Raw genomic sequence first — 24,219 nt, forward strand, 5'->3', positions numbered from 1 at the left:
CATCCAATAAGTGTGAATAATATAGGACAGGCGGACGGATACGGGGTTTGAGATGACTGTATAGTTGTTGAAACTCGTTTCGGTCCGCCTGTTTCGTAGGTTTGACCTTATTTCTCTGCGTTCCGGAACTTCTGTGGGGTCATCCCCACTTGCTTCTTGAAAAACTTATTGAAGAACGCCGCGTTGTTGAATCCCAGGTTCAAGGCAATGTCTTTCACCGGAGTGGGTGTGGTTCGCAGCAGGGTTCGGGCAGCCAGGATCAGGATACTGTTGATGATTTCCATTGCTGTCTGTCCGCCCGATTCTTTCTTTATGATGTGGCAGAGGGTAGTCGATTTCATTCCCATTTCGGCCGCATAAAACTGTACCTGATGTTGGCGGGCATGATTCTCCTGTACCAGTCGGACAAACTGGCGAAAGACGGCGGAATGTTTGTTGGCGGGCGCTACCTGCGACAACGCTTTTCGCTGACTGAGCTCTGTGAACCCCTGTAGGAGTGCTTCAAGCATAGACTTCAGTGTGGCATGACTGAAAAGGAACGGAGCGTCTTTATGGATGTGTGTCAAAAGCGCGAAAGTCTGGACGTAGATGCCGAAAATTTTCGGGGACAATGGGAGCAAGGGGTGTTCGTTGATGATGTAGAACGTATGGATGATCGATCTGTCCAAGTGGGTTTCGTGGATGAACGCAAGTGAAAAGAGTACCGCATGCAGCTGCACATCGTCCGATGTCTTCAGCACTTGTACGAAACTTTCTGAGGGGATAGCGATCATCGTACCGGGACCGATATTGTATTGCACCAGGTTGATCATTGCCTTGACACGCCCCCGTATGCAGAGGGCAAATATGACGGCTTTTGTCTTTTTGAGTTCGGCACAATATGCCCACAGTGTTTCGCTGCTGATGCGGTCGGCAGTGGTGAAATTGGCCGATATATTTAATTCTGGAGTAAGCATGTTCTTTTGTTTGCTATAACGCTGAGATCCCTTTTTGGTTGCAAAAGTCATTATATTACGGTCTAATATAGTTAATGACTTGTTAATTCTGTACGGGGCTTTTCCTGTCATAGTTAAAAGTGGTCAATCCGTACACGATGGAATATTTTGTGAGAATAATAGAATATTATTTCCAACCCGATCCGTTGCCGATAACTGATATTAGTACGATCTTTGTGCCTTGACACAACTGAATTTATATGAACCGATCTTCATTCAACACCTTTGTTTTTCCTGTCTTTTTTTCTTCTTTGGCCATTGGGGACAATAGTCTGATTACGGTTATTGTTTTGCTGCTTATTGTCGTGTTTGCCTTGTGTGTGGCGGTGAAGTGCCTCTACGGGCAGAGGCGGGCGCTCAAAAAGGCGCTGGTGGGAGATGCCGTATGCAGGCAACTGTTTGATGTGTGGCCGCTGAGCATTCTTGTCCTCGGCGCTGACGGGAAGATAGAACGGATGAACAAGTTGTTGCTGGAAGAACTGCAACTGGATTTGAGGCAGGTTGCCGGGCGGCAGGCAGTTGACATCATCGAACTGATCCAGGACAAGGAGAACCTTTTGCCCCGGTTTCTGGAAGAGATACAGAGCGGAAAGCGCAACATTTTGTTTTCTACCAATTGCTTCATTCGCGAACCCCGTTCCAATATCAGCTTCCTGATTCAAGGCGGCATTGTGGGGATTTATGAAAGCGGGCGCTTGATCAAGATGATCGTCTACCTGCGCAATGTGCTTGAAGAACGGACGCAACGGCATGTGCTGAATATCGCCCTGAGCAAAACACATATCTTTTCCTGGTCGTTCGACATGGAGCGGAACCTGATGGTGATTGACCCGCGTTATTTCGACTACCTGAAGATTCCGACTCAAGATTATACGCTGACCATGGAACAGTTTTCCGACTTGGTGCATCCCGATGACCGGAAGGTACTTTTCGACGCCCTTGCCGGGCAGTTGACGGGAAACTTGTACGAGGCACCCGTACCTTATCGTCTGCGCCGGGGAGACGGGGGCTGGGAGTGGTTCGAGGGGCAGTCTACTTATGTGGGGCAACTGTCAGATCTGCCGTTCCGTATTGTAGGTATCTGCATGAGTACGCAGCGGCATAAAGATATAGAGGACAGGCTGAACGATGCCCTCCGGAAGGCACAGCGGAGCGACCGGTTGAAGAGTGCTTTCCTGGCCAATATGAGTCACGAGATCCGTACTCCGCTGAATGCCATCGTGGGCTTTTCCACACTGCTGGTGAGCGAGCAGTCCGATTTAAGGCCGGAGGACATCGAGGAGTATGCTGCGTTGATAGAGAAGAACGGGCAGTTGCTGATGTTCCTGATTTCGGATATTCTGGATCTTTCGAAGATTGAATCGAACACCATGGAGTTTAACGTTTCGGTTTTCTCACTGAACAAGATGTTTGCCGACATAGCCCGCATGCAGCGTCTGAACGTGAAGCCCGGTGTAGAACTGATTGCGGATCTGCCCGCAGAGGATGTGTCGATTACTGCGGACCCGGTAAGGCTGGAGCAGGTGGTGAACAATCTGATCAATAACGCGATAAAGTTTACGAGCCGGGGCAGCATCCGGATAGGCTATCGCCGGAGGGGGGAGAAGGACGTAGAGCTGTTTGTCGAAGACACCGGGAAGGGAATGTCGGAGGAGGTGATCGCGCATGTTTTTGAGCGCTTTTATAAAGGAGATTCTTTTGTTCAAGGAACGGGGTTGGGACTTGCCATCTGCAAGACGATTGTGGAACATTTCGGCGGAGAGATTCGTGCGGAGTCCGAAGCGGGTGAGGGGGCGAGGTTTGAAGTCTGCCTGCCGGTAGGAGGAAAATAGAAACGGGGAGGACCCGAATGAAACGGGGAAAGTCACGTTGCGCGTTGTCCCATAACCGCTTGTGATTTCCCCGTTTCTGTGTTTATTTTAAGAATGCCCTCGGGCATGGAGTCAATACACGCTTGCCCCCTTAATCACGATCTTTTCCAGCAATTCCTGCATCTTTCCGATCACCGGTTCCGCTTCCAGCCCGTATTCGGCCGCCATCACCTGCATCTGTGGGAAAGTGGCCCATACACTGCCGTTCTTATCCTCCCAAACGGAGATCTTCAGCGGCAATTCGATCGAGATGCTCGGATTGTCCTGCATCAGCTTTGTGCCCACTTTCGGCGAACCGAAGACGATCACTTGGTTCGGGCGAAGCGTCAAGCCTACCTCTTCTGCGTTCTTTCCGTGGTCGAATTTGGCGAAGACAGGGATTCCCATTGCCCGGAGCGTCTGCTCAATGCGTCCCATGGTTTCGTCTACGCTGAACTGGCTCTCGTAGGTGTAAAGTAGGTTATCGTTGGCTCCCGTGCCCATCTTGGCGCTGTCGAAAGCGGCGGCAATGCGGCGTCCCAGGTTCGTCAGGTCCACTCCCTCTTTATTGGCGAGCAGGGTGACGCATACCAGTTCCGAAGCATCGGTGAAACGGCTCAGGAAAGCCGAATGTCCCGATACGTCGCCTTTGATGTCCATCAGCCCGTTGTGGTTATAGAATTGCCAGCCTGCCATGGCGGGGACCACCTTGCCGTTGGCCAGCCGGGTGGGCTTGTACACGATGTCACGGTTTTCCGGTTTCTCGATCAAGGCGCTTCCCGCCAGTCCGATGTCCCAATGGGAAACGTTCTCCGCCGATGCCCAGATGTCGGAGAAACCTTTCAGTGCCGTAGGGCTGACAGCAGGCGCTGCGACGAGCCGGCCGTCTTTTTCAACGTATCCGGTCGTTGTTTCCGAGGGGTTGATATAGTCCCGGTCCTTCTTGAATGTCTGGTGCACGTTGCCCGTAGTGGTCACGTCCTCCTGTTTTACTTTCGCCAGGTCTTCTCCGAAGAAAGTCTGCCGCAGTCCCAGGTAGTCAATCTGATACTTCTTCACGAAATCGTGGTAAGGCATTTTGCCCGCCTTCTCAATGATGGAAGTCAGCAGCAGGAAGTTCGTGGCGCTCTGCTTCACATCCGTTCCCGGTTCGAAGGCCAGTGGCAGTGCGGCTACGGTCTCGATCAACTGTTCCGGACGATAATCGGCAGAGACGTCGAAACCCTTCTGCGCGCGGTAGTCGGCGATGCCCGAGCTGTGCTGCATCAACTGGAGGATGCTGACCGGTTTCCAGCTTTCCGGCACATCCTTCAGGTACTTGCCGACGGGGTCGTTCAGGTCGAGTTTGCCCCGTTCGTAGAGTTGCATCACCGCCACGGCAGCATATCCTTGCGAGATGGGACCGATGGGCCAGAGCGTCTTGGCGGCGGCGAGGTTTCCTTTCGTGAAATCAGTCACTCCGTAGCCCACCACCCGGGGGATGTAAGGCGCCTGTACGATGGCAAGCGTCATGCCCGGTATTCCCTGTTCTTCCATAAAATCGTAAATCATCTGGTCGATGGCCTTGCCCTGGTAGGCAACGTGCACATTTCCCCTGCCGGCTTGCGGCAATTGGTTCTCATACTTCTTCATAATGGTTCCTCCGTTCTGTGCCGAGATCGTTGCCGAAGTCAGCAGTGCGACTAAAATTAATAAATTCTTTTTCATAACGTTCGCGGGATTGTTTTAGTTGTTTAAATCTGATGTTGCAAAGATAGGTGCTTATCGCTGCTCGGGAAAGAGCGATATCACACATTGAATAGGCAATTGTTCCCGAAGACGGGGAAGAGTGGCGTTTTCACTCTCTAAAACCTGTTTGTTATAAGACTTTTATATATAAATAGGTATCTCCGTTTCCTCTTCTGATCCATTTTCTTTCCTCATAGGGTAAGATAGCATGATTTTCTTCTTATTCGGGAAGAATTGCTAACTTATCCGGCCATATGGCCCTTTCCCGGCCTGTGTGGAATGCCGATCTTTGCAAAGTCGGAAAACAAGCGGTACACCGACGCCGCACCCTGAGCTAAAAGGAGTATAAACATCTAAAAACAAAAAAAGATTATGGAAGGTATCAACACCCCGTTCGTCATTGACGAACACACAGCGATTGTAATGACAGACCCTCAGAACGATTTCCTGAGCGAGAACGGTCTGGGCTGGGGCGCTTTCGGAGAGAACATACAGAAGAATGGCACCGTGGAGAACCTCCGCCGCATCTTCGAGGTGGCAGCCGCAAAAGGCATGCTGGTATTCATCTCCCCGCACTATTACTATAAGCATGATCACCAATGGCTTTTCGAAGGCCCCATTGAGAAACTGATGCACGACACGGGCATGTTCGAACGCCGGGGACAGTTGACCGGCGAAGGCTTTGAAGGTTCGGGTGCCGACTGGCTGGAACTCTACAAACCCTATATCGATGGGGGCACGAATATCATCGTCACGGCACCCCACAAACTGTACGGGCCGGAAAACAATGACCTGATTCTTCAACTCCGCAAGCGTGGGGTGAACAAGGTAGTGGTGTGCGGCATGTCCGGCAACCTCTGCGCGGAGTCCCATCTGCGCGAGTTGCAGGAACGCGGATTTGAGGCAGCCGTCGTCTTTGACGCCACGGCCTCTGCCAAGCTCCCCGGACTGGACGCCGATACGGCAGCGTTCATCAACTTCACCCTGCTGGCAGAGAAGGTCTACACCACCGACGAGTTCGTGGCAGAGATGCGGGAGCGGTGAGCGCGGGGTTATATAGACCGTTAATCGGGGGGCTCTCTCTGAACGGAGTTCCTGAAAGGATAATCATCCCGAAAACGGCCTTCCAATAGACGGAAGATTCCCTTATCTCAACTTTCTCAATGGATGGGAAAAGCTGGGATAAGGGAATTCTTAGTATAAGTAATGACGGATTATGAACCGAATCTTACATTGGATAAACGATGACCCTGCTGTTGGGCAGGTCCGGAATATACATCGTTCCGGAGGCTACCGTGATATCTGCCGGGCCGGACAGCGGTTTTTCCGGGTTAATGTCGAGTGGCGTGATCTTTCGGGTATTCATGTCGACGGCACAAACTTGTGCGGGTGTCCAGTTGGTGATGTACATCGTTTTCTTGTCGGCAGAGAGGGCGATACCGTCATATTGTCCCGGGGTGGTGATGAACTTCTCCGGAACGGGCTTGCTCAGGTCGGTAATCTGATAGATGACATTGTTGTCCGTTGTCTTCCCGTCAGCGGGATAAGAGGCGACGTACATGGTTCCGTTTTCGATAATCAGCCCGTTAGGTCCGGCGATGCTCACCCATTCGGCAGGAATCCCCACTGCGTCCGGGTCACTGATATCGATGCTGAAGATTTTTCCTGTATTGGTGACAGAAGCATAAAGTGTATTCCCTTCCGCCACGAGGTCGTTTACGAAAAGGTTGCCTTCGGGCAGCAGGACGACTTGCGGTGCTTTCTCCGGTGCTTGTAGGTTGTAGACTACGATTTTGTTGACGTCGCAGATGAACAGGTGCTCGTCACGAACAAACATTCCTTTCGGTCCGGAGAGGGTGCCGTCGGCAGGAATCAGGATTTCCGTCCGGTTATCTTTATGGTAGGCGATGTATCCCCTGCCTTCCGTGTTGAGTGGATTGAGCTGCTCCGTTCCGAAGTTGGCGATCAGGATACCTCCCTGATAGGGGTACGTGCTTTCGCAGAAACGAATGCTGTCACTGATGATCGTTGTTTCCGGTTGCTGTGCCTCTTCCGTCGGCTGGTTTTGTTTTTTGCTTTGGCAACACAGAGCGGTAGCCGAGAAGGTGATCAATAGGATGGGAGTAAAGAATTTAGTTTTCATAAGCTGATCTTGTATTTCATAAGATGAATTTCATGCAGCAAAGATACAGGCAAATAGAGAACGGGTTGTTGCCCGTTTGGTTCAGTCTCCGGTCTGTTTGGTTCAGGGTACGTTTACGAATGCTTCGTTCCGGCAGCTTCCCACACCTTATATATAGGTCTTCGATCATCTCCGTTCCTCACTTCTCGTCCATCGTTCATCGCTTTTCGCCCATCATTCATCATTCCTCCCCCTATATTCAGTAGGTGTCATCTGATATTGCTCTTTAAAGAGCCGGGCAAAGTGTGCCGCACTTACAAATCCGCTCGCGTCCGTTACTTCTTCGATCGTTTTGTCCGACGTGTCGAGCAGATAAGCAGCGCGTTCCAGTTTTTTTCTGCGTATCCATCCGCGGGGAGCTTCACCATATTCCTGGGCAAACTCCCGCTTAAAGCTCGACAGGCTTCTGCCGGAAAGCATAGCCAGTTCGTTGACGGTGGCCGGGGAATACAAATGCCGGTCGAGCACGGCTGACAGTGCCGGGCTTTCGCTTCGTGCCGCATCCAGGAGGAAGGAAGCTATTAGTTGCCGGTAAGGACTGTCCAGAAGCAGGTATACCAGTTCGGTAAATTTCAGCCGGATCAGTTCGCACATAAACGGACTCTTACTCTTGCTGTATTCCTCCAACGAAGAAAACAGTTTCTCTATTTCCCGGTTGTGGGGAATGATCTTTATGGCTTCTCTTTTTGTCGGCATCCTTTCCGATATACGTTCCGGCAAACATCCGCTCAGTTGTTCGGCCAGTCCTTGCGCAACCCGTTTGCTGAAAAACAACATCAGGCTGCGGAACCCATGTTCGCCGGTAATGTATTCCGACATCACGTACTCTCCCCTTGGTATCAGAAACAGTTCTCCGGGGCGGATGTCAAACTGATTGCTCCCTACCTTGATCTGCTTCACCCCGGAGAGGATGTATACCAGGGCATGGTGCGTCAGGAAAGCGTCGAAGTTTTCCTGTGTGGTAGAGTTGACGTATTGGAGCAGGCGTATGTTCTTGTTTTCACCCGGCTGTGCCGGACGGAGAATGTCATCGGGGACGAAAAGGCGCTTAGTGGGCATAAGATAAAAGGTTTTGGAGTTAGCTGACGCAAATATAGGATAAAACTTCCTGAAAAATGCGGGGAGACGTGCGAAATCTTGTTCCGGTCGCCTTGCCCCCGCGCATATACCCTCTCTCTGCTTGGTCCGCCTGCTGTGCCTACAGCGGCATGTTTCCGTGTTTCTTCGGCGGATTCGTCTGCATTTTGTTTTCCGTCATCTCCAATGCCTGTATCAAGCGTTTACGGGTTTGCTTCGGCAGGATGATCTCGTCGATGAATCCCAGTTCGGCAGCCTGGTATGGAGTGGCAAACTTCTCTTTGTAGGCATCCAGTTCTTTGGCTTTGCTCTCTGCGTCCGCCTTGCGGAACAGGATGTTTACGGCTCCCTCGGCACCCATCACGGCAATTTCCGCACTCGGGTAGGCAAAGTTCACGTCCGCCCCCGTCTGCTTGGAGTTCATCACGATGTAAGCGCCACCATAGGCCTTGCGGGTGATCACAGTCAGCTTGGGCACTGTGGCCTCGGCAAAGGCATACACTATTTTGGCACCGTGGCGGATGATGCCGTTGTTCTCCTGCGTATATCCCGGCAGGAAGCCCGGAACGTCTTCGAACGTAATCAGAGGAATGTTGAAACAGTCGCAGAAGCGGATGAAACGGCTTGCCTTGTCGCTGGCATCGATGTCGAGCACACCCGCCAGGTATGCCGGCTGGTTGGCCACGATACCTACCGAGCGTCCGGCTAAGCGGGCAAAACCGATGATGATGTTTTTGGCAAAGTTCTGCATCACTTCAAAGAAGTAGCCCTCGTCAACAACCCGTTCGATGATCTCTTTCATATCATACGGTATGTTCGGGTCGGCGGGGATAATGCTGCCGAGTGATGCATCTTCGCGGTTGATGTCATCGGTGCAGTTCTGCTTGCGCGTTTCGTCCATATTGTTTTGCGGGAGGAAGGAGAGCAGCTCGCGGATCGACATCAGCAATTCTTCCTCGGTGTTTGCTATGAAATGCGTTACACCACTCTTGCTGCTGTGCGTCATGGCACCGCCCAGTTCTTCTTTGCTGACTTCTTCGTGGATCACCGTCTTTACCACATCCGGTCCGGTGACGAACATATGGCTTTTCTCCTTCACCATAAAGATGAAATCCGTCAGTGCCGGAGAGTAGCAGGCACCTCCGGCGCATGGACCGAGGATAGCCGAAATCTGCGGGATCACGCCGCTTGCCATCGTGTTCTGGTAAAAGATGTCGGCATAGCCCGACAGGCTTTCGATTCCTTCCTGGATACGTGCACCGCCCGAGTCGTTCAGTGCGATGATCGGCGCGCCATTCTTCAAAGCCAGTTGTTGTACCTTGACTATCTTCTTGGCATTCGATGCCGAGAGTGAACCACCGTAAACGGTGAAGTCGTAAGCGTAGACAAACACTTGACGGCCGTCGATCTTTCCGTAACCCGACACCACACCGTCGCCCGGAACCTTGTTACGGTCCATGCCATAGTTGGTGCAGCGGTGCACCATCAGCTTGTCAAGTTCCACAAATGTTCCCTTGTCCAGTAACATATCGATGCGTTCGCGGGCAGTCATCTTTCCGCTCGCATGTTGTATTTCAATCTTGGCAGCGCCTCCGCCTTGGGAAGCGATACGGTCACGCTCTTCGAACGTGGCATAGGCTTTATTTACTTCTTCCATTGTCTTTCTATTATTCGTTATTCTAACGTTATCAGCGTCTGGTCTCCGGCGATATTATCACCTTCCTGTACCAGAATCTCTTTAATCCGGCAGTCCGAAGTCACCTTGTAGTTACTCTGCATCTTCATCGCTTCGATGACGATGACAGTTTCTCCGGCTTTCATCTCCTGTCCCACACTGACGGGGATTTTCACTACCTTGCCCGGCATGGGCGAAATGATGCGGTCGTTCTGTGTTTCTTCACCTTTCTTGCGCATCCGCAGATATTTTGCCTGACTGTCCACAATCTCGACATTGAAACTGCTGTAGTGTGTATTCACTTTGTAACTCTTTCCGTTCTCTTTGCGAATCAGTTGGGCGTTGGAGCTGCGTCCGTCCATCAGGATGTTGCAATTCCCGTTCTCTGCCATGACAACGTCCGCTTCGAACGTTTTTCCGTCGATGGTGAGTACCACTTTGTTATCTTCTTTGCTGACCAGTTCTATCTCGGCCACGCGATTCCCTATATGTATTTCCATACTCTTCTATATTCTTAATACCCCTTTGTGCAGTCCGAATTCTTTCCATTTGCTGATCGGGCGGTTGTCCGCAGCCAGTCCGCTGTTATTCTCCTCCAGGTTCATCAGGTAATCCATGTAAGCGGCGATCAGTGCGATGTTCTCTGCACGTTCGCTGGTACGGGTGATGCAGTGTTGGAGCACTTCCCCGTTTTTGCTGATGAATCCCGTATCGTAATGCCCTTCCACAAAGTCGGGAGTATCCATGATGGCGCGCAGATAACTGATGTTGTTCTTTACTCCTGTCAGCTTATATTCGTGGAGTACACGGCGCATTCGTTCGATGGCGTATTCGCGTGTGGTTGCCCATACAATCAGCTTGCCGATCATCGGGTCATAATAAATCGGAATCTCGTAACCTTCGTATACATAGCTGTCGATGCGCACCCCGATGCCGTTTGGCTCCGTAATCTGCTTGATGACACCCGGGCTGGGCATGAAGTTCATTTCTGTATCTTCTGCGCAGATGCGGCATTCGATGGCATGTCCGCGTTGCTGGATATCTTCCTGTTTCAGTTGCAACACCTGTCCTTCGGCCACTTTAATCTGCTCTTTCACTAAATCTACGCCGACTACCTCTTCGGTAATCGGATGTTCCACTTGCAGGCGCGTGTTCATTTCCAGGAAGTAATAGTTGCGGTGCTTGTCCACCAGAAATTCGATGGTTCCCGCTCCGACATAGTTCACGGCTTTGGCGGCGGCCACTGCTTTTTCTCCCATATCCCGGCGTAGTTCAGGAGTGACGAACACCGAAGGGCTCTCTTCCACAATCTTCTGGTTGCGGCGTTGCACCGAACATTCACGTTCGCACAGATGAATCACGTTGCCATGCTTGTCGCCCAGAATCTGGAACTCAATGTGATGCGGTTCTTCTACAAATTTCTCCAGGTAAACCGTGTCGTCGCCGAATGACGAAAGTGATTCGCTCTTGGCGGTTGTGTAGGCCTCTTCCACTTCATCTGCACGATGAATCAGCCGCATACCCTTTCCACCACCTCCCATCGAGGCTTTCAGCATTACCGGATAGCCGATTTGATTGCAGAGTTCTACCGCTTCTTCAAGGCTCTTCAGGTTTTCTTGAGTACCCGGAACCACCGGTACACCGGCTTCTATCATCTTGATACGTGCCGAAATCTTATCTCCCATCGCCTCCATGGTTTCCGGGTCCGGACCGATGAAGATGATCCCCTCTTCACGACAACGACGGGCAAAGGTTGCATTTTCGGACAAGAACCCGTATCCCGGGTGGATGGCGTCTGCGCGGCACGACTTTGCCACTTCGATAATCTTTTCTATATTCAGATAACTCTCTTTCGATGCTGCCGGGCCGATGCAGTAAGCTTCGTCGGCATAGAGCACATGCTTCGCTGTTCGGTCCGCTTCCGAGAAAACGGCAATGCTCGTTATTTCCATCTCCCGGCAGGAGCGCATCACCCTCACGGCTATTTCGCCGCGGTTGGCGACTAAGATTCTTTTAATCATATTCATTTCTCAATTAAATGGAATACACATATTCATGCTTTCCACCCTGCGGACATGAGTCCACCCGATGAAAACACAGTATTTCTACGATTTGGGGCTTAACAACGATGCTTTCTTTCCTAACCCACGAGGTAAAAAAGCTCTTATTCATTGAATGGCAGGTCTTCTGACTGACTCTACATCTTATCGGACCTTCCCGACGTTTCCTTTTCCGTCAGTGGTTTGTAATTGGTTTATTGATAAGATGTTATATAGAGCTTCACAGCAGCGGGACTGTCCGGGATTTACACCCGATTCCCTTTTAATCTTCGTCCGTTGACCACGGATTCCGAACCAATTCGGGGACAAATATAGAGAAATATTGGATAGAGTGGATACTTTTTGCACGAAAAGTTCAATTTTGTGCAATGACCAACGGCGCTTTGTTTCAAAATAAATGTCATATAGACGAAACACAAATAGACTGTCGATTGTTCTTTTTTACAAATAAAAGAGCATAAACGGAATGAATTACTAACGAAATATACATGCCATGTCACACTTACCTACCTTAATTGCCGACCTTGCCCTAATACTGATGTCCGCAAGTATCATTACCCTTTTGTTCAAATGGTTGAAACAACCCTTGGTACTGGGATATATCGTCGCCGGATTATTGGCGGGACCTTACGTGCAGATTTTCCCGACTGTAGGTGATATTGAGAACATCAATATCTGGGCTGAGATAGGAGTTGTTTTTTTACTTTTCGCCCTTGGGTTGGAGTTTAGTTTTAAGAAATTAATAAATGTCGGGTCAGCTGCCTTTATCACGGCAACCACCGAAGTTATCAGCATGTTGCTGATCGGTTATATGGTAGGACATCTGTTAGGCTGGAGCACAATGAATTCTATTTTTCTGGGAGGTATGTTGTCCATGTCGTCAACAACGATTATTATCAAAGCGTTTGATGATCTCGGCTTACGTAACCAACGCTTCACGGGTGTTGTATTCGGGACATTGGTAGTTGAAGATCTGATCGCTATCCTGATGATGGTCATCCTTTCTACAATGGCAGTGAGTAAGGAGTTTGTAGGTGAAGAGTTGTTGATGAGTGTGTTGAAGGTTGTTTTCTTTCTGATCCTATGGTTCCTGATTGGGATATTTATCCTTCCGTTCTTTTTGAAAAAAGCAAAACGGCTGATGAATAACGAAACCTTACTGATCGTTTCGCTGGGACTTTGTCTGGGAATGGTTGTGTTGGCTACCCGTACAGGATTCTCGGCTGCACTGGGTGCTTTCATTATGGGATCTATCCTTGCCGAGACGGTTGAGGCCGAACACATAGAACATATCATCCAGCCGGTGAAAGATCTTTTCGGAGCTATTTTCTTTGTCTCTGTCGGTATGTTGGTCAATCCGGCTGTCTTGGTGCAGTATGCCTGGCCGGTGGTCATCATTACTTTGGTAACTCTTGTGGGTAAATCCATATTTTCTTCATTGGGAGTTTTATTATCCGGTGAACCGTTGAAGGTTTCCGTCAAGTCAGGATTCAGCCTTGCCCAGATAGGAGAGTTCGCTTTCATTATCGCAGGGCTGGGGGCTTCACTCAAAGTACTGGATAGTTTTATCCCTCCGATTATTGTTGCGGTATCGGTGATTACTACATTCACAACTCCTTATTTCATCCGGTTGGCAAATCCGTTTGCCGAATGGCTTTATAAAATACTTCCGCCTAAAACCAGGGAAAGTCTGGACCGCTATGCTTACGGTAAGAAGACGGTCAATCATGACAGCGATTGGAAGCGGTTGTTGAAGACGATTGTCGGAAGAGTGATTATCTATAGTGTTCTTCTCACGGCGATTTGGCTATTGTCTGTGCAAACCGTTTATCCCACGATAAACGAGATGTTCGATGCTCCCGGGCGATGGGTAAACATAGGGATGTGTCTGGTCACACTTCTGTTGATGACACCTTTCCTGTGGGCACTTGTTTCAGATAAGTATAATTCCCCGGATGTGTTTTTTAAGTTGTGGAATGATGATAATTACAATCACGGACGGTTGGTCGCGCTGATTTTGTTCCGTGTGTCGGTTGCCGTCTTTTTCATTGCAGGGGTCGTTATCAGTTACTTCAGCCTCAATTATGGGATAGGCATTGTGATAGCCGTTGCCGTATTGGCATTGATTCTTATTTTCAGGGAGAACCTCACGCAATATTCGCATCTGGAAACACACTTCCTGACCAATCTGAACGGAAGGGAAGAAGCTGTCCGCAAACGTTATCCTCTGAAAAGTCGTTTTAACAGTGAGTTTAATGACAAAGATGTTGAGCTGACTTCCGTTTGGGTGTCTCCTTATTCGTCTTATATCGGTCAGTCATTGGATGAACTCCCTTTCAGGCGGGAGTTTGGTGTCAATATAGTAAGTATTGTCAGAGGGGAGCGGAGAATATACATTCCACAAAGTTCCGAACGAATTTATCCGCAGGATAAGTTAGTAGTGGTCGGAACAGGCGGACAGCTGCAAGAGTTCCGGACGGAACTTGAGAACAGACAGGATTTGCCGGATGAAAAGAACATAAAACAAGATGTGACGCTTCATTCATTCACGGTAGATGAAGATTTTCCGTTTCTGAACAAAAGCATTGCCCAGTCCCGGTTAGGAAAAAGATATGATAGTCTCGTCGTAGCCCTTGAACGAGAGGGTGAATTGGTTCCGGTGAATCAGGCTATAGTTTTCCAATTGGGAGATTTGGTTTGGGTGGTAGGAGACAGGGAGAAGATCAGGCAGTTTTTGGTGCGGAAGAAGTAAGAGTGGTAAAGAGCAGAGGAAAGGAAAACGGCTGAGGCGAAAATTTGCATTTTGACAGATACACAATGAAGTATCATTCTGTATTTTCAATACGGTCTGTATTCGTTTCTTTCCGGCCTCGTTTGCGACTGCTTCCGAAAAGACTCTTATTTTCCCATCAGACAGAATCAAAATGATGTGATTTTACCTTTTTATCAAGCATATGGTTGGTGATCCTTGTTTTTAGACATCTTCTGTCGTTGTAGGTCGGATTGAACCTTTAAAATGATAGTTGACACATATCCCTTCTGAAGCCTCCGATAATTTCAGGAAACTTGTATTTTACGCCTTCTTTTTGCGTTATTAACTTCTTTCGGACAAAAGATTAGCTTCTTCCGAACAAAAGACTAACTTCTTTTCGGGAAAACACTTACTTCTTTTTGGAAAAGAGTAAGGTCTTTTGTTATATGAAATAGCATATTTACTCAATATGATGCAACTTTCTGTATGTAAATGTCATATCTATGCGTTGTATTCTTCTGCTGCACCGGTTTTTAATATAAAGTGTGTTGTTCAAAAAGGGAAAATAGTTTCTTTTTGATGTTAAAATAGAGATATATGCATCTGTTTGTTTTTAGGCTTTTAAAACTCTGACTTTCTATGAAAAGTTAGTAGATACTATAATATTATTATTAAGTATAAAAGTTAAGATGCCGGTTGTTGATTTCTACTTTCATTGGCTATATTTGTGTATGTCTAAAATATAAAGTACTATGAAGTCCATTTTATTATCTGTTATTTCATTCTTATTAGTCATGAATGTCTGTGGTAAGAATGATGTGGATATGAGAACTTATTTGAAAAAAGTTCTAAGTAATCTTGATAAGGTAGAATCAGCTTCTTATCATGAACAATCTCAGTCCTGGCAACCCGGTGATACGACTGCTATAACTAATTCTTTTCGGTTTATTAAAGAATACACTAATCCTTCTGATTCGACTATCGGTGCAAGTTATGTGGCTCTTAACGCCAAAGATACGACGCGATTTGAATTTGGTTATGATGGAAAAGTGAAAATGATAAGTTTTCATGAGCATAAAGGGATTATGATCGATGATTTCACGACCAGAAAACTTCCTTTCAGGTTGGTGGGTCCTCCGTTTTTCTGTTACAGCCGGAATATCATCGGATATGCTTTGAGTACGGGGGATAGCATCACAACCGAATGGAAGGATTTAGGAGAAGCGTATTACTTCAAGTTGGTGATACATGAAGACAGACAGGTTGAATTTTTTGGAAAGGCATATTATATACCGAAACCTCCTTTTGACTTGGGGGACCCGACCTCGATTTACGAACTGTGGATTAATAAATCGGATGATTTGCCTTATAAAGTCCGCAGGGAAATGTCGCATCAGATTTCTGCCAATATATGTTCGGATGTAGTGTTGAATCAATTGTCAATGGCCGATTTTAACTTATATGATTATTTGCCCCAAGACTATGAAATCCGTAAGTATGGTGAGAAAGGAAAGACTACCCAACTTTCGGCAAGAGAACTTATAGGGAAGAAAGCTCCCGACTGGATGTTGAAAGATATGTACGAGAATCCGGTGTCGTTATCTAATCTTAAGAGTAAAGTGCTTTTAGTGAATCTGACCGGTATCGGATGCGGTGCTTGTCATGCATCCATTCCCTTTCTGAACGGGCTGAAAGAGAAGTTCAATGCCGATGAATTTGAAGTGGTTTCTATAGAAACCTGGGGACGCAAACCTCATTCGCTGCGGACTTATGCGGATAAGAACCAGATAAACTATAGATTCTTATGTGGTGATGAAGGTATTGTCAAGTCATACCGGACATATGGCGCGGCACCTTTCTTCTTTATATTAGATCAGGACCGGGTGGTCAGAAAAGTCATTCAGGGATATGGAATGGAGAAAACCGATAAAGAGATAACGGACGCTATCAAAGCACTGTTATGATAAAATGTATTTGCGGTTGGAGTTTATTTCAGCCGCAAATCGTATAAACAGGCACGTACCTCTTCCGGGCTGCCGATATGTTTCCCTATGTCATCTGATAGCTTCACGCATTCGCGCCATTCCTGATTCAGGTTCATCTTGCACTGCGATAGCTTCATGACGATGTTTGATGGCTTGAATCCGGTATCATTAGTCAGGTTTGTGCCGATACCGAATGAACAGCGGATTTTTCCCCGGCAATACTCCTGAATGTCCAGTGCTTTGTCAAAGTCCAGTGCATTGCTGAATACGATTGTCTTGGTAGTCGAGTCAATGCCTAACTCTTTGTAACGGGCAGTCAATCGGTCGATAAACCTGAATTCATCGCCTGAGTCACATCTTACACCATCAAACAATTTGGCTTGTTTGCGACTCAGGTTGCTTAAAAAGATGGCAGATGTATAGGTGTCGGACAAGGCGATGCCGAGGTCCCCGTCGTATACATTTACCCAATTTTCAAGAGCCATGTAATTGGCGTGTTTATAACCGAATTGTGCTCCATGAAACATGAACCATTCATGCGGATGTGTACCCATGGGTTTCATGCCGTATTTCATGGCGAAATGGCAGTTGGAGGTGCCGATGCAATAGCGGGCTGTTTGTCTCAGGTGTCCGATGACTTGATCCTGCACGTCGAATGAGAAGCGTCTCCGTGTTCCGAATTCAGAGAAAAACAGTTGATGCTTGTTGGATAGTTCTGCCTTTTCGGATAGTTTACACAAGATATCTCCCATACTGGCGATATTGCCGGATGATTGATTCTTTATCTCGGAAACGATGGCAAGTAAAGGTACTTCATAAAGCGTTGCCTTATAAAGGTAATCACTGATCTCTATGTGGAGGTGTCGATTTTCGTCCAAACGGACTTCTATTTTTTCCGGTTGGAAACGGAAAGAAGAGAGCCATTCCCAATAGACTCTGGGGAGGAAACGGCAGTTCTTCACCATGTACTCCAGTTCTTTTTCGGTCAGTGCTACATGCGATAAGCGACTGATTTCTGTTTTCAGTCTTTCTACAAACTCGTCGCTGTATTCAGTTTCATCCCTGTCTTTGAAACTGAAAGTGCCCATCGCATACGGGAATAGTTTAATGTAAGCATACGAGGTAGTGAATTTGTAAAGGTCTGTATCGAGTATGGTACGAATAATCATTGGATTCTTTTAATTGGTAAAACGATATTTCAGATTTAAAATGTAGGGCGAAGATACTAACAATTGTCCAAAGGTTTAGGTTTTATAAAAGGAAGTTTTTAGGGCATCAGTACTTCATGAAGATTTTTTCTTGGCGAGTAGGGCATTGGACTGCTATATCCCATACGGAGTAAAACACACGGTATTTCAGTTTTTTTATTGTTTAGCAGTTCTCTTTGCATTTGTTCAGAGAGGATTTCCACTTCGCATGGCTGATTGATAAAAGCGGTGGACACACCGATTTCCGTTGTTTTCAGCAGAAAGCACTCTAAAGATCTTCCCAGATTAATCCAATCTTTCGGAGTATCTTTCTCGGCACAGAACAGCATGATGTGTGAAGACGATCGGAGCTTTTTTTCATCACTTTTATTTTGTATTTTGGGAGTCAGACAAGCATTCATGATGCGGCGAGATAACCATTGTGGTAAGTTAGGTGCACCAAAAACGGCATAACTTAAGCCATCTTTGGTCGATTCTGCATGCTTCTTATTGAACCTCATCCAGTTTTTCAACTCATTCTTGAAGTGGAAGTCGGTCATCTGGATTGTATTCCCCCTCAGAACATAGTAACGAACTTTGTCGAACTCAGGCGTTCCGATTTTCCAGCAATGGAGGTGCACTGTTGCTGCTTTCGGTATTGAAAGCAACTTATGTATCATTTCTTCCGGAATCAGTTGTCCTGTATATATACTTCTGTTGGTTTGCCGCTTGCCAATTTGTACAATGATAGAAGAAGGGGTAATTACGCCTGCATTGGGCTGGAGTTTTACTGTGATATTCCCATTATCTGCAATGTTTACTTGGGTTGAATATCCTTTAGTTTGTGCAGCCAGGCACAAATTTTCAGTTGCACATCCCAGGGAGATGAACATTTCACGCCGGTTTCCATCCACAATTGATAGTGTTTTAGTTTTATCCGGATAAATCTCAATACCTGCTTCTACGATACGAAATAACCAAGGTTGGGTGTTATGTCCCGAAGGAGCTTTAGTGGCTTGTTCTATCATGAATAGATAGTCATCTGTTATTGTTTCCATAATTAATAGGTCGATCTGAGATCATTATTGCTGTATTCTATTATATCTTTATTGCATCCGTTGAGTAATATTGCCAGTATGCAAATTCCAAACGTTATCATCTTTTTCATTTTTTGTTATTGCTTTTCTAACCATAGGTCCACTAATATGTTGATTCCGTCTTCCAGTTCTTTCCAACCGCTCTCTTCCTGAAGTTTGAGACCATTGAAGGTAGAACAGTTTTCTTCCAGCAACGTGAGATAACTGATGGCTGCTGTAATGATAGTGGCAAGGGCTGCTATTTCTTTTTGCGGGTGTTTTGACAGTTTGCTTACAGCATCTATCAGCCAAATGCCTTTGGCTTCTCTTTTCTCGCGGAGGTCTTTTATAAAATTGTTGTCTGATGTGAGTTCCCATCTGTATAGCCGTTTCAAAGTGTAGCTTTTTCGCATTATTATGATTTGTTTCCGGAACATCTCTTTGATGAATTCACCAAGGTGGTTTTTATCCGGTAGTGCTCCGTCAAAGTTAATCCAATAATCATGTTGGCCGATATATGCTGCTATCAGACCTTCTAAAGAGTTGAAATAACGGTAGATCAACATTTTTGATACTCCGGCTTTTGCTGCTACTGCATTGATGCCTAATCCTTCGAAACCTTTCTCTTCGATTAATTCGTCTACTGCTTTGATGAGGATTAGCTCTGTTACCTGTCTGTTTTTGATAAACTCTTTTTCCATGACTTTATATTATTGTTACTGATCGGTCACAAAAATATGTTTCTTATCGGTAACATTGAGAGGAAAAGAGAACTATTTTTCCCAAACAGCACTTTTCTACTGTTTGGGATATAATATGTTTGGGGTAAAAGGAGAATCTTTTATGCCAGGTTTACCGTTGGATTGTGTATGGTCAGACCACCGTCTACTACTATTGTTTGCCCGGTAATGTATCGCGCGTCTTCGGAAGCCAGAAAAGCAATTGTTGCGGCGATGTCTTGCGGTTCTCCTAAATATGGTGTCGCACATTGTCCGAGAAATACGTTCCGTATATCTTCATTCAGGTTGTTTAATGCTGCAGGTGTGAGAATCAGTCCCGGGGCTACAGCATTGCATCGTATGTTTTTCTTTCCTGTTTGTGTCGCAATGTATTTGGTCAGATTGATGACTCCTGCTTTGCTTGCTCCATAAAGAGTGCCGTTCGCATCAGCTGTAATTCCACTGACTGAGGCTACGTTCACAATATTGCCACCGCCATGTGCGTTCATTATGGGGATAACCAGTTGGGACAGGTACATGGTACAAGATAAATTAAGATGGAAAGCTTCGTCGAAGTAATCTATGTCCAGTGTCTCAATGTCGGTATCCCGTTTAGGATTTGTACCTCCTACGTTGTTTACCAATACATCTACCTGCCCGTATTCTTTTATGGCAAAGGCGATCAACTCTTTGCAACTCTGCAATTCTGTTGCAGAAAAATAGATCGGGCGTACATCTGCTCCTGAAGCATTGAGTTCGGCAGCAAGTTGTTCTGCTCTTTCTTTTGAGTGGTCGGCTATAACAACTTTCCCACCTTCGGATACAATGCGGCGTGTGGTTGCTTCGCCAATTCCACCGGCAGCGCCCGTGATAACGGCTGTTTTATTTTCAAATCTGTTCATATAGGATTATTTTTGAGGATTATTATCCTCAAAAACAGTTTATTGGGGAATTTGTTATCCGAATAAACCCTCTTTAGCACCATTTGCCTGACTTTAGCATCTATGTATCTTCTATTTCGCTAAATCTTTATAAGTCTGTTAAATGTTAACGAAAGAAAGACTAAATGTTAACGTCATGGTTCTTCTATTAAACCATGTTATAAGATATCCTGTTTTGCTTTGCAAATTTGCAAAATTACCAGAAGTCCGTATCTTTGCAATGTGTTTTTCATAGTATTAGATTTAAGGTTAACAAAAGATTGGCTGTCTGGGATAGATAGCCTTTTTTTATTGCCATATATGAAGTGGTTAGCATTAAAATACTTATTATTAAATTATTGGTGAATAGGGAATTAACCGGGTGAAAGGCAGGGATAAACAAAATAGTGGATAACCTCTATTTTAATGTAAGCTGTTATGTAGGCAAAAATTAGCCTACATAAGTTTTGGTACAATCTCAAACTATCGTCACTAATAAGGATTAATTGCTTTTTATCGGCTTCTATTTACCAATGCAGCATATTTACGCTATTGACTATTAGCGTTTTGCTCTTTTAAACGGTACAAACCTCATTTTTACAATTACATTGAAAATAGGCACAAATGCAATGTGTTTGTTTTCAATGTTTTAGATATACGTGTTGTACCGCTATTTTTTAGCCCTATTTGTACAATCGGTAGCAGTTAATTTCAGAGGACTGATTTACTGCTCTTTACCGCACTTGGGTACAAATGGTTTGCAGGAGCAAAGATACGAAAAATGGGGCAAATAAGAACTGATTTTCTTATAAATCGATTTTGTAAATCCTTGACTGATCATCCCACGGATGATACCCATCGCCTATATAGCTAAAACCATATTTCTCATAATATCCAATGTGTTCTGTGCTGAGGTACATATTTGCGAATCCAAATTTCTGAGCATCTTCTTTGGCTTTTTTGATAAGCATCAGCCCAAAGTTATTACCCCTATGGCTTTCATCAATAAATAGTGCACAAAACCAAGGATATAGATCCATTCGACTAATAAAGTCATTGGTAATAAGTCCTGCACATCCTATAAATTTTCCATCTTTTTCTAATACATACCATTGAGGTAACGGATTCTGAGCGTCTATACAATGAGTCACGCAGTCGCTATATAAAATTGGCGAAACTTCACTCCAACATTGCTGTAAATACACAATAACTTGCTGGGCGTATTGTGGTTGTTCTCTAACTGATATTATCTTCATATTGTTTTATTTTCAACGTAATTTCATTTTTAGAATCGGAAACGGATTGCCTTGCTCGTCGAACTCTGTGCGTTCAAACACTTTGAATCCAATATGGGTGTAAAACCCTGTGGCTTGCGGATTTTGCTCGTTCACATCCACATATCGTACACCGTATTGCGCAATACCAAGCTCTGCCAACTCTCTGCCAAGCCCTTTGCCAAAGTAATCAGGTGAGACAAAAAGCATCTCAATTTTATCAGCTTCAATGCCCATAAAGGCGATAGGATTTTGATTATCTCGTGCAACTACAAGAGTTCCGATGCCCAACAATCCCATCTTTACAAATGGTGTAAGTTTCTGAATATCATCTTCGGTCAGAAAATGATGCGTAGCACGTACCGATGCCTCCCATAATGTGGTTAAAGCATCGATAAGTGCATTCGTTCTATCTGGATTTGTGATAATCATACCTTGATTAAGGCTTTTGAAATATCTTTTGAAACTTCGATTCGGTGCAGATACTCATATCGGTTGTTAGGAATTTGCCATTGTAGAAGGCCGAAAATATAGTCGCAGGAGATGGGCACGCCTGTGCTTGCTCCATTGTTTCTAACTTTATAATGGTTAGAGGGATGTTTTTTTCTTGTGCCAACACCTGAAGTGAGCCATTCACATAATAATCCGTAAACGGACAACGGCTGGTGTAGTAAACTACCAAGCCCTCTTGTTGTTCGCATTCTCCACTTTTTGCACATTCTTTGAATAATGGAGCAGGAGCGTTTTTATAGAATTTCAAAGCCAATAGTGAAAATCCATTCGGTAACTTTTCTATGGTTTCAAATCCTTGACTCAATAGCCATTTGGTATCGCTCATAAAGTGAAATTTCTTTGTTCCGACAACCGTAGCCAATCCGTTTTTACCTTGCGACTTCGCATCATCAATGGCTGATTGAAGCAACGCTTTGGCATGACCGTGCCCTTTATACTGTCCCGATACCCAGAAGCAATTTATCATCAAATAGCCCGGTGCATCAACCGGAACCCAAGCCTTTTCAGCAGGAACATACTCAATAAAGACTTTTGCCCGTGCATCTAACCGTCTGAAAACATATCCGTTATCAAACTCTTGTCGTAACCATGCCTTTTTCATTTCATATCCTTCTGTACATTTCTTATCTGAAAAGGCACAACAAATATGCTCTTTATCTAAGTTTTCTTTTGTGAGAGTTATGTATTGTGCATCCATAATAGTGTCTATTTTTTTAAATTATCATTTACTTGCTTAGAATTAAGTGCCAAAACATATATCTGCTTTTCCGACTTGTCGTCAAATGGTTCTTCTTCAAAACCTCCAAACTTGTGAACAATATCAAACCCGGCTTGCTCCAGATATGAATCCAATTCTTGAGGGAAAAACAATCGCATATCCAGATTTTGGGTTGAATGAAACTCTCCGTTTATAAAATAGTGCCACTCAATACGGTTGATTTGGGTTGCACTCTCGTAACGCATCGTTTGTTTTATCAACACGTTTCGACCATCGCCCGTTTTATATTCTGCAATCGCAGCCTGACCTTTTTCGTTCTCGACAATATACTGAATATTGGGATTAAAGCAGTCCAACAGAAACAAGCTCCCTTCTTTGAGATGGTTCTTAACGCACGCTAACGCCTTAAACAGGTCTTCGTTTCGGTATAGATGGTGGATTGAGTTAAACGGAATAAAGATAAGGTCGAATTTCTCTTGTAAGTCGAGCGTTCTAATATCTGCCTCAATAAAATCAATATCCAACCCCGCTTCGGCAGTTTTCGACTTTGCTTGTTCGAGCATCGACGGAGTGTAATCTACTCCGCAAATATTGTATCCGTCTTTGGCAATCGGAAGTGTAAGCCTTCCTGTTCCACAGCAAAGTTCAAGTATTCGAGCATCTTTGTTGGTTGGAAGCCACTTTTTATAGAATTGTAAATCAGATAAAAATGTGTTCAACCCATCGTAAATATTTGCGTCGTATATCAGTTTGCCAACTTTATAATCTGTATTCATTTTAGGCATTCATATAGATAGTGAAGTATTGTATCGTGCTGTTCTCTTTTTCCTTTGTTGTCCATATCCCCATGTTTGATGTCTTTTAATTGAACAACTGAGATATGATACTTCTGTTGTTCTTCTACTGTAGGAATTACATTTTCGTCAGCTTCGTAGTCTGAACCTCGCAAAGTATAAATTTGGGGATAACTGCACCTTGGGATTACCATTCTTCTATGATCTAAAGAAATAATCTTTTGAGCCATCGTTGGATATTTGATTGCAAATAACATAGCCATATCCCCACCGTTGGAATGACCAATAACAGAAAGATTATTCCAATTAAGTTCTGCTTTTAATCTCTTAAATTGTTCGATTGTAAACACTATATTTTCTACCCCTCGTTCCCAGTTAGGCATTCGTGTTTCCATAAAGTTGCCACTCATGGCTAACGGTAGGTCATTGGGCAATTCATGCTGAATACTGATTACGTAGTAACCTTTCATTGCTAATGGTTTTGTCAAACATGAATATGATATATACGAATCGGGCGCATTTTGCCCATAACCATGATTGAATATAATGACCGGAGTATGCTTATTTATATCTTTTGGCTCATATATAGCAATAGGAACAATGCGCTCTCTTTGCGTATCATATAAGCTTACTGTATATTCAGTTTGCGCAAATAGGCGTAAAGTGCAAAACAAGAATCCTATAAGGAGTATGTTTCTATTTTTCATGTTATTC

At 45.5% G+C, this 24,219-nt stretch carries 20 protein-coding genes and 1 riboswitch; of the genes, 4 read left to right on the plus strand and 16 right to left on the minus strand.

The window, feature by feature from the left end; all coding sequences use genetic code 11:
• Positions 1-107 precede the first annotated feature (107 nt).
• A complete protein-coding gene (locus AB3G73_RS00215) occupies positions 108-1,067 on the minus strand; it encodes a helix-turn-helix domain-containing protein (RefSeq protein ID WP_367741628.1) in 960 nt (319 codons plus the stop codon).
• A 128-nt stretch (positions 1,068-1,195) separates the two neighbouring features.
• Between AB3G73_RS00215 and AB3G73_RS00220 the strand changes: the two genes are divergently transcribed.
• Positions 1,196-2,827 (plus strand): PAS domain-containing sensor histidine kinase, encoded by a 1,632-nt coding sequence (locus tag AB3G73_RS00220; RefSeq protein WP_005808018.1) that lies wholly within the window; start codon positions 1,196-1,198, stop codon positions 2,825-2,827.
• A gap of 111 nt (positions 2,828-2,938) precedes the next feature.
• Here the strand turns inward: AB3G73_RS00220 and AB3G73_RS00225 are convergent, their stop codons facing one another.
• Positions 2,939-4,552, minus strand: a complete 1,614-nt coding sequence (locus AB3G73_RS00225; protein WP_005821486.1) for a serine hydrolase — start codon at positions 4,550-4,552, stop codon at positions 2,939-2,941.
• A gap of 393 nt (positions 4,553-4,945) precedes the next feature.
• Here AB3G73_RS00225 and AB3G73_RS00230 point away from each other — a divergent pair, with 393 nt between their 5' ends.
• Positions 4,946-5,617, plus strand: coding sequence for an isochorismatase family protein (locus AB3G73_RS00230; protein WP_188520966.1), 672 nt, complete (start codon positions 4,946-4,948; stop codon positions 5,615-5,617).
• 184 nt (positions 5,618-5,801) lie between these two features.
• Here the strand turns inward: AB3G73_RS00230 and AB3G73_RS00235 are convergent, their stop codons facing one another.
• The 5 genes from AB3G73_RS00235 to accC form a co-directional block, all read right to left on the minus strand.
• Positions 5,802-6,716 carry a hypothetical protein gene (locus tag AB3G73_RS00235; protein WP_234069149.1) on the minus strand — a complete coding sequence of 305 codons (915 nt, stop codon included), beginning with the start codon at positions 6,714-6,716 and terminating at the stop codon, positions 5,802-5,804.
• 213 nt (positions 6,717-6,929) lie between these two features.
• A complete protein-coding gene (locus tag AB3G73_RS00240) occupies positions 6,930-7,814 on the minus strand; it encodes an AraC family transcriptional regulator (protein ID WP_005821482.1) in 885 nt (294 codons plus the stop codon).
• Positions 7,815-7,953: 139 nt separating this feature from the next.
• Positions 7,954-9,489: an acyl-CoA carboxylase subunit beta gene (locus tag AB3G73_RS00245; RefSeq protein ID WP_005782746.1), complete on the minus strand. Its 1,536-nt coding sequence runs from the start codon at positions 9,487-9,489 to the stop codon at positions 7,954-7,956.
• A 17-nt stretch (positions 9,490-9,506) separates the two neighbouring features.
• A complete protein-coding gene (locus tag AB3G73_RS00250) occupies positions 9,507-10,007 on the minus strand; it encodes an acetyl-CoA carboxylase biotin carboxyl carrier protein subunit (RefSeq protein ID WP_005782744.1) in 501 nt (166 codons plus the stop codon).
• A 6-nt stretch (positions 10,008-10,013) separates the two neighbouring features.
• A complete protein-coding gene (accC, locus tag AB3G73_RS00255) occupies positions 10,014-11,528 on the minus strand; it encodes an acetyl-CoA carboxylase biotin carboxylase subunit (protein WP_005808006.1) in 1,515 nt (504 codons plus the stop codon).
• A 138-nt stretch (positions 11,529-11,666) separates the two neighbouring features.
• A riboswitch (cobalamin riboswitch) is annotated at positions 11,667-11,881 on the minus strand.
• A gap of 179 nt (positions 11,882-12,060) precedes the next feature.
• Here accC and AB3G73_RS00260 point away from each other — a divergent pair.
• Together AB3G73_RS00260 and AB3G73_RS00265 are read left to right on the plus strand one after the other, a co-directional pair.
• Entirely contained in the window at positions 12,061-14,319 is a 2,259-nt protein-coding gene (locus AB3G73_RS00260) for a cation:proton antiporter (RefSeq protein ID WP_188520968.1), read from the plus strand.
• A 752-nt stretch (positions 14,320-15,071) separates the two neighbouring features.
• Positions 15,072-16,283 carry a peroxiredoxin gene (locus tag AB3G73_RS00265; RefSeq protein ID WP_005782739.1) on the plus strand — a complete coding sequence of 404 codons (1,212 nt, stop codon included), beginning with the start codon at positions 15,072-15,074 and terminating at the stop codon, positions 16,281-16,283.
• A 23-nt stretch (positions 16,284-16,306) separates the two neighbouring features.
• Here AB3G73_RS00265 and pncB read toward each other — a convergent pair whose 3' ends face one another.
• The 9 genes from pncB to AB3G73_RS00310 all read right to left on the minus strand — a co-directional run bounded on the left by pncB (position 16,307) and on the right by AB3G73_RS00310 (position 24,212).
• Positions 16,307-17,473: a nicotinate phosphoribosyltransferase gene (gene pncB, locus AB3G73_RS00270; RefSeq protein ID WP_234069147.1), complete on the minus strand. Its 1,167-nt coding sequence runs from the start codon at positions 17,471-17,473 to the stop codon at positions 16,307-16,309.
• Positions 17,474-17,571: 98 nt separating this feature from the next.
• Positions 17,572-18,549, minus strand: a complete 978-nt coding sequence (locus tag AB3G73_RS00275; protein WP_234069145.1) for a nitroreductase — start codon at positions 18,547-18,549, stop codon at positions 17,572-17,574.
• A gap of 116 nt (positions 18,550-18,665) precedes the next feature.
• A complete protein-coding gene (locus AB3G73_RS00280) occupies positions 18,666-19,268 on the minus strand; it encodes a TetR/AcrR family transcriptional regulator (protein WP_005807998.1) in 603 nt (200 codons plus the stop codon).
• A gap of 140 nt (positions 19,269-19,408) precedes the next feature.
• Entirely contained in the window at positions 19,409-20,188 is a 780-nt protein-coding gene (locus AB3G73_RS00285; protein ID WP_005807996.1) for an SDR family NAD(P)-dependent oxidoreductase, read from the minus strand.
• 824 nt (positions 20,189-21,012) lie between these two features.
• Entirely contained in the window at positions 21,013-21,462 is a 450-nt protein-coding gene (locus tag AB3G73_RS00290; protein ID WP_234069143.1) for a GNAT family N-acetyltransferase, read from the minus strand.
• A gap of 12 nt (positions 21,463-21,474) precedes the next feature.
• Positions 21,475-21,912 carry a GNAT family N-acetyltransferase gene (locus AB3G73_RS00295; RefSeq protein WP_234069142.1) on the minus strand — a complete coding sequence of 146 codons (438 nt, stop codon included), beginning with the start codon at positions 21,910-21,912 and terminating at the stop codon, positions 21,475-21,477.
• Positions 21,913-21,919: 7 nt separating this feature from the next.
• Entirely contained in the window at positions 21,920-22,690 is a 771-nt protein-coding gene (locus AB3G73_RS00300) for an N-acetyltransferase (RefSeq protein ID WP_234069140.1), read from the minus strand.
• 8 nt (positions 22,691-22,698) lie between these two features.
• Complete coding sequence (locus AB3G73_RS00305) at positions 22,699-23,487, minus strand: class I SAM-dependent methyltransferase (protein ID WP_234069138.1); 789 nt, start codon at positions 23,485-23,487, stop codon at positions 22,699-22,701.
• Positions 23,484-24,212 carry an alpha/beta hydrolase gene (locus tag AB3G73_RS00310; protein WP_234069136.1) on the minus strand — a complete coding sequence of 243 codons (729 nt, stop codon included), beginning with the start codon at positions 24,210-24,212 and terminating at the stop codon, positions 23,484-23,486. The genes AB3G73_RS00305 and AB3G73_RS00310 overlap by 4 nt, the downstream gene beginning before the upstream one ends.
• Between the last annotated feature and the right edge of the window lie 7 nt (positions 24,213-24,219).

The organism is Bacteroides sp. L008 (assembly GCF_040812255.1).
In the GTDB taxonomy this organism is placed as follows: Bacteria; Bacteroidota; Bacteroidia; order Bacteroidales; family Bacteroidaceae; genus Bacteroides; species Bacteroides vicugnae.

Coding starts and splice junctions, on each gene's coding strand:
- AB3G73_RS00235 (WP_234069149.1), bottom strand. CDS start 6,716: ATGAAAACTAAATTCTTTACTCCCATCCTATTGATCACCTTCTCGGCT.
- AB3G73_RS00220 (WP_005808018.1), top strand. CDS start 1,196: ATGAACCGATCTTCATTCAACACCTTTGTTTTTCCTGTCTTTTTTTCT.
- AB3G73_RS00280 (WP_005807998.1), bottom strand. CDS start 19,268: ATGGAAAAAGAGTTTATCAAAAACAGACAGGTAACAGAGCTAATCCTC.
- AB3G73_RS00260 (WP_188520968.1), top strand. CDS start 12,061: ATGTCACACTTACCTACCTTAATTGCCGACCTTGCCCTAATACTGATG.
- AB3G73_RS00310 (WP_234069136.1), bottom strand. CDS start 24,212: ATGAAAAATAGAAACATACTCCTTATAGGATTCTTGTTTTGCACTTTA.
- AB3G73_RS00225 (WP_005821486.1), bottom strand. CDS start 4,552: ATGAAAAAGAATTTATTAATTTTAGTCGCACTGCTGACTTCGGCAACG.
- AB3G73_RS00240 (WP_005821482.1), bottom strand. CDS start 7,814: ATGCCCACTAAGCGCCTTTTCGTCCCCGATGACATTCTCCGTCCGGCA.
- AB3G73_RS00250 (WP_005782744.1), bottom strand. CDS start 10,007: ATGGAAATACATATAGGGAATCGCGTGGCCGAGATAGAACTGGTCAGC.
- AB3G73_RS00215 (WP_367741628.1), bottom strand. CDS start 1,067: ATGACAGGAAAAGCCCCGTACAGAATTAACAAGTCATTAACTATATTA.
- AB3G73_RS00305 (WP_234069138.1), bottom strand. CDS start 23,487: ATGAATACAGATTATAAAGTTGGCAAACTGATATACGACGCAAATATT.
- AB3G73_RS00290 (WP_234069143.1), bottom strand. CDS start 21,462: ATGAAGATAATATCAGTTAGAGAACAACCACAATACGCCCAGCAAGTT.
- AB3G73_RS00245 (WP_005782746.1), bottom strand. CDS start 9,489: ATGGAAGAAGTAAATAAAGCCTATGCCACGTTCGAAGAGCGTGACCGT.
- AB3G73_RS00285 (WP_005807996.1), bottom strand. CDS start 20,188: ATGAACAGATTTGAAAATAAAACAGCCGTTATCACGGGCGCTGCCGGT.
- accC (WP_005808006.1), bottom strand. CDS start 11,528: ATGATTAAAAGAATCTTAGTCGCCAACCGCGGCGAAATAGCCGTGAGG.
- pncB (WP_234069147.1), bottom strand. CDS start 17,473: ATGATTATTCGTACCATACTCGATACAGACCTTTACAAATTCACTACC.
- AB3G73_RS00295 (WP_234069142.1), bottom strand. CDS start 21,912: ATGATTATCACAAATCCAGATAGAACGAATGCACTTATCGATGCTTTA.
- AB3G73_RS00300 (WP_234069140.1), bottom strand. CDS start 22,690: ATGGATGCACAATACATAACTCTCACAAAAGAAAACTTAGATAAAGAG.
- AB3G73_RS00265 (WP_005782739.1), top strand. CDS start 15,072: ATGAAGTCCATTTTATTATCTGTTATTTCATTCTTATTAGTCATGAAT.
- AB3G73_RS00230 (WP_188520966.1), top strand. CDS start 4,946: ATGGAAGGTATCAACACCCCGTTCGTCATTGACGAACACACAGCGATT.
- AB3G73_RS00275 (WP_234069145.1), bottom strand. CDS start 18,549: ATGGAAACAATAACAGATGACTATCTATTCATGATAGAACAAGCCACT.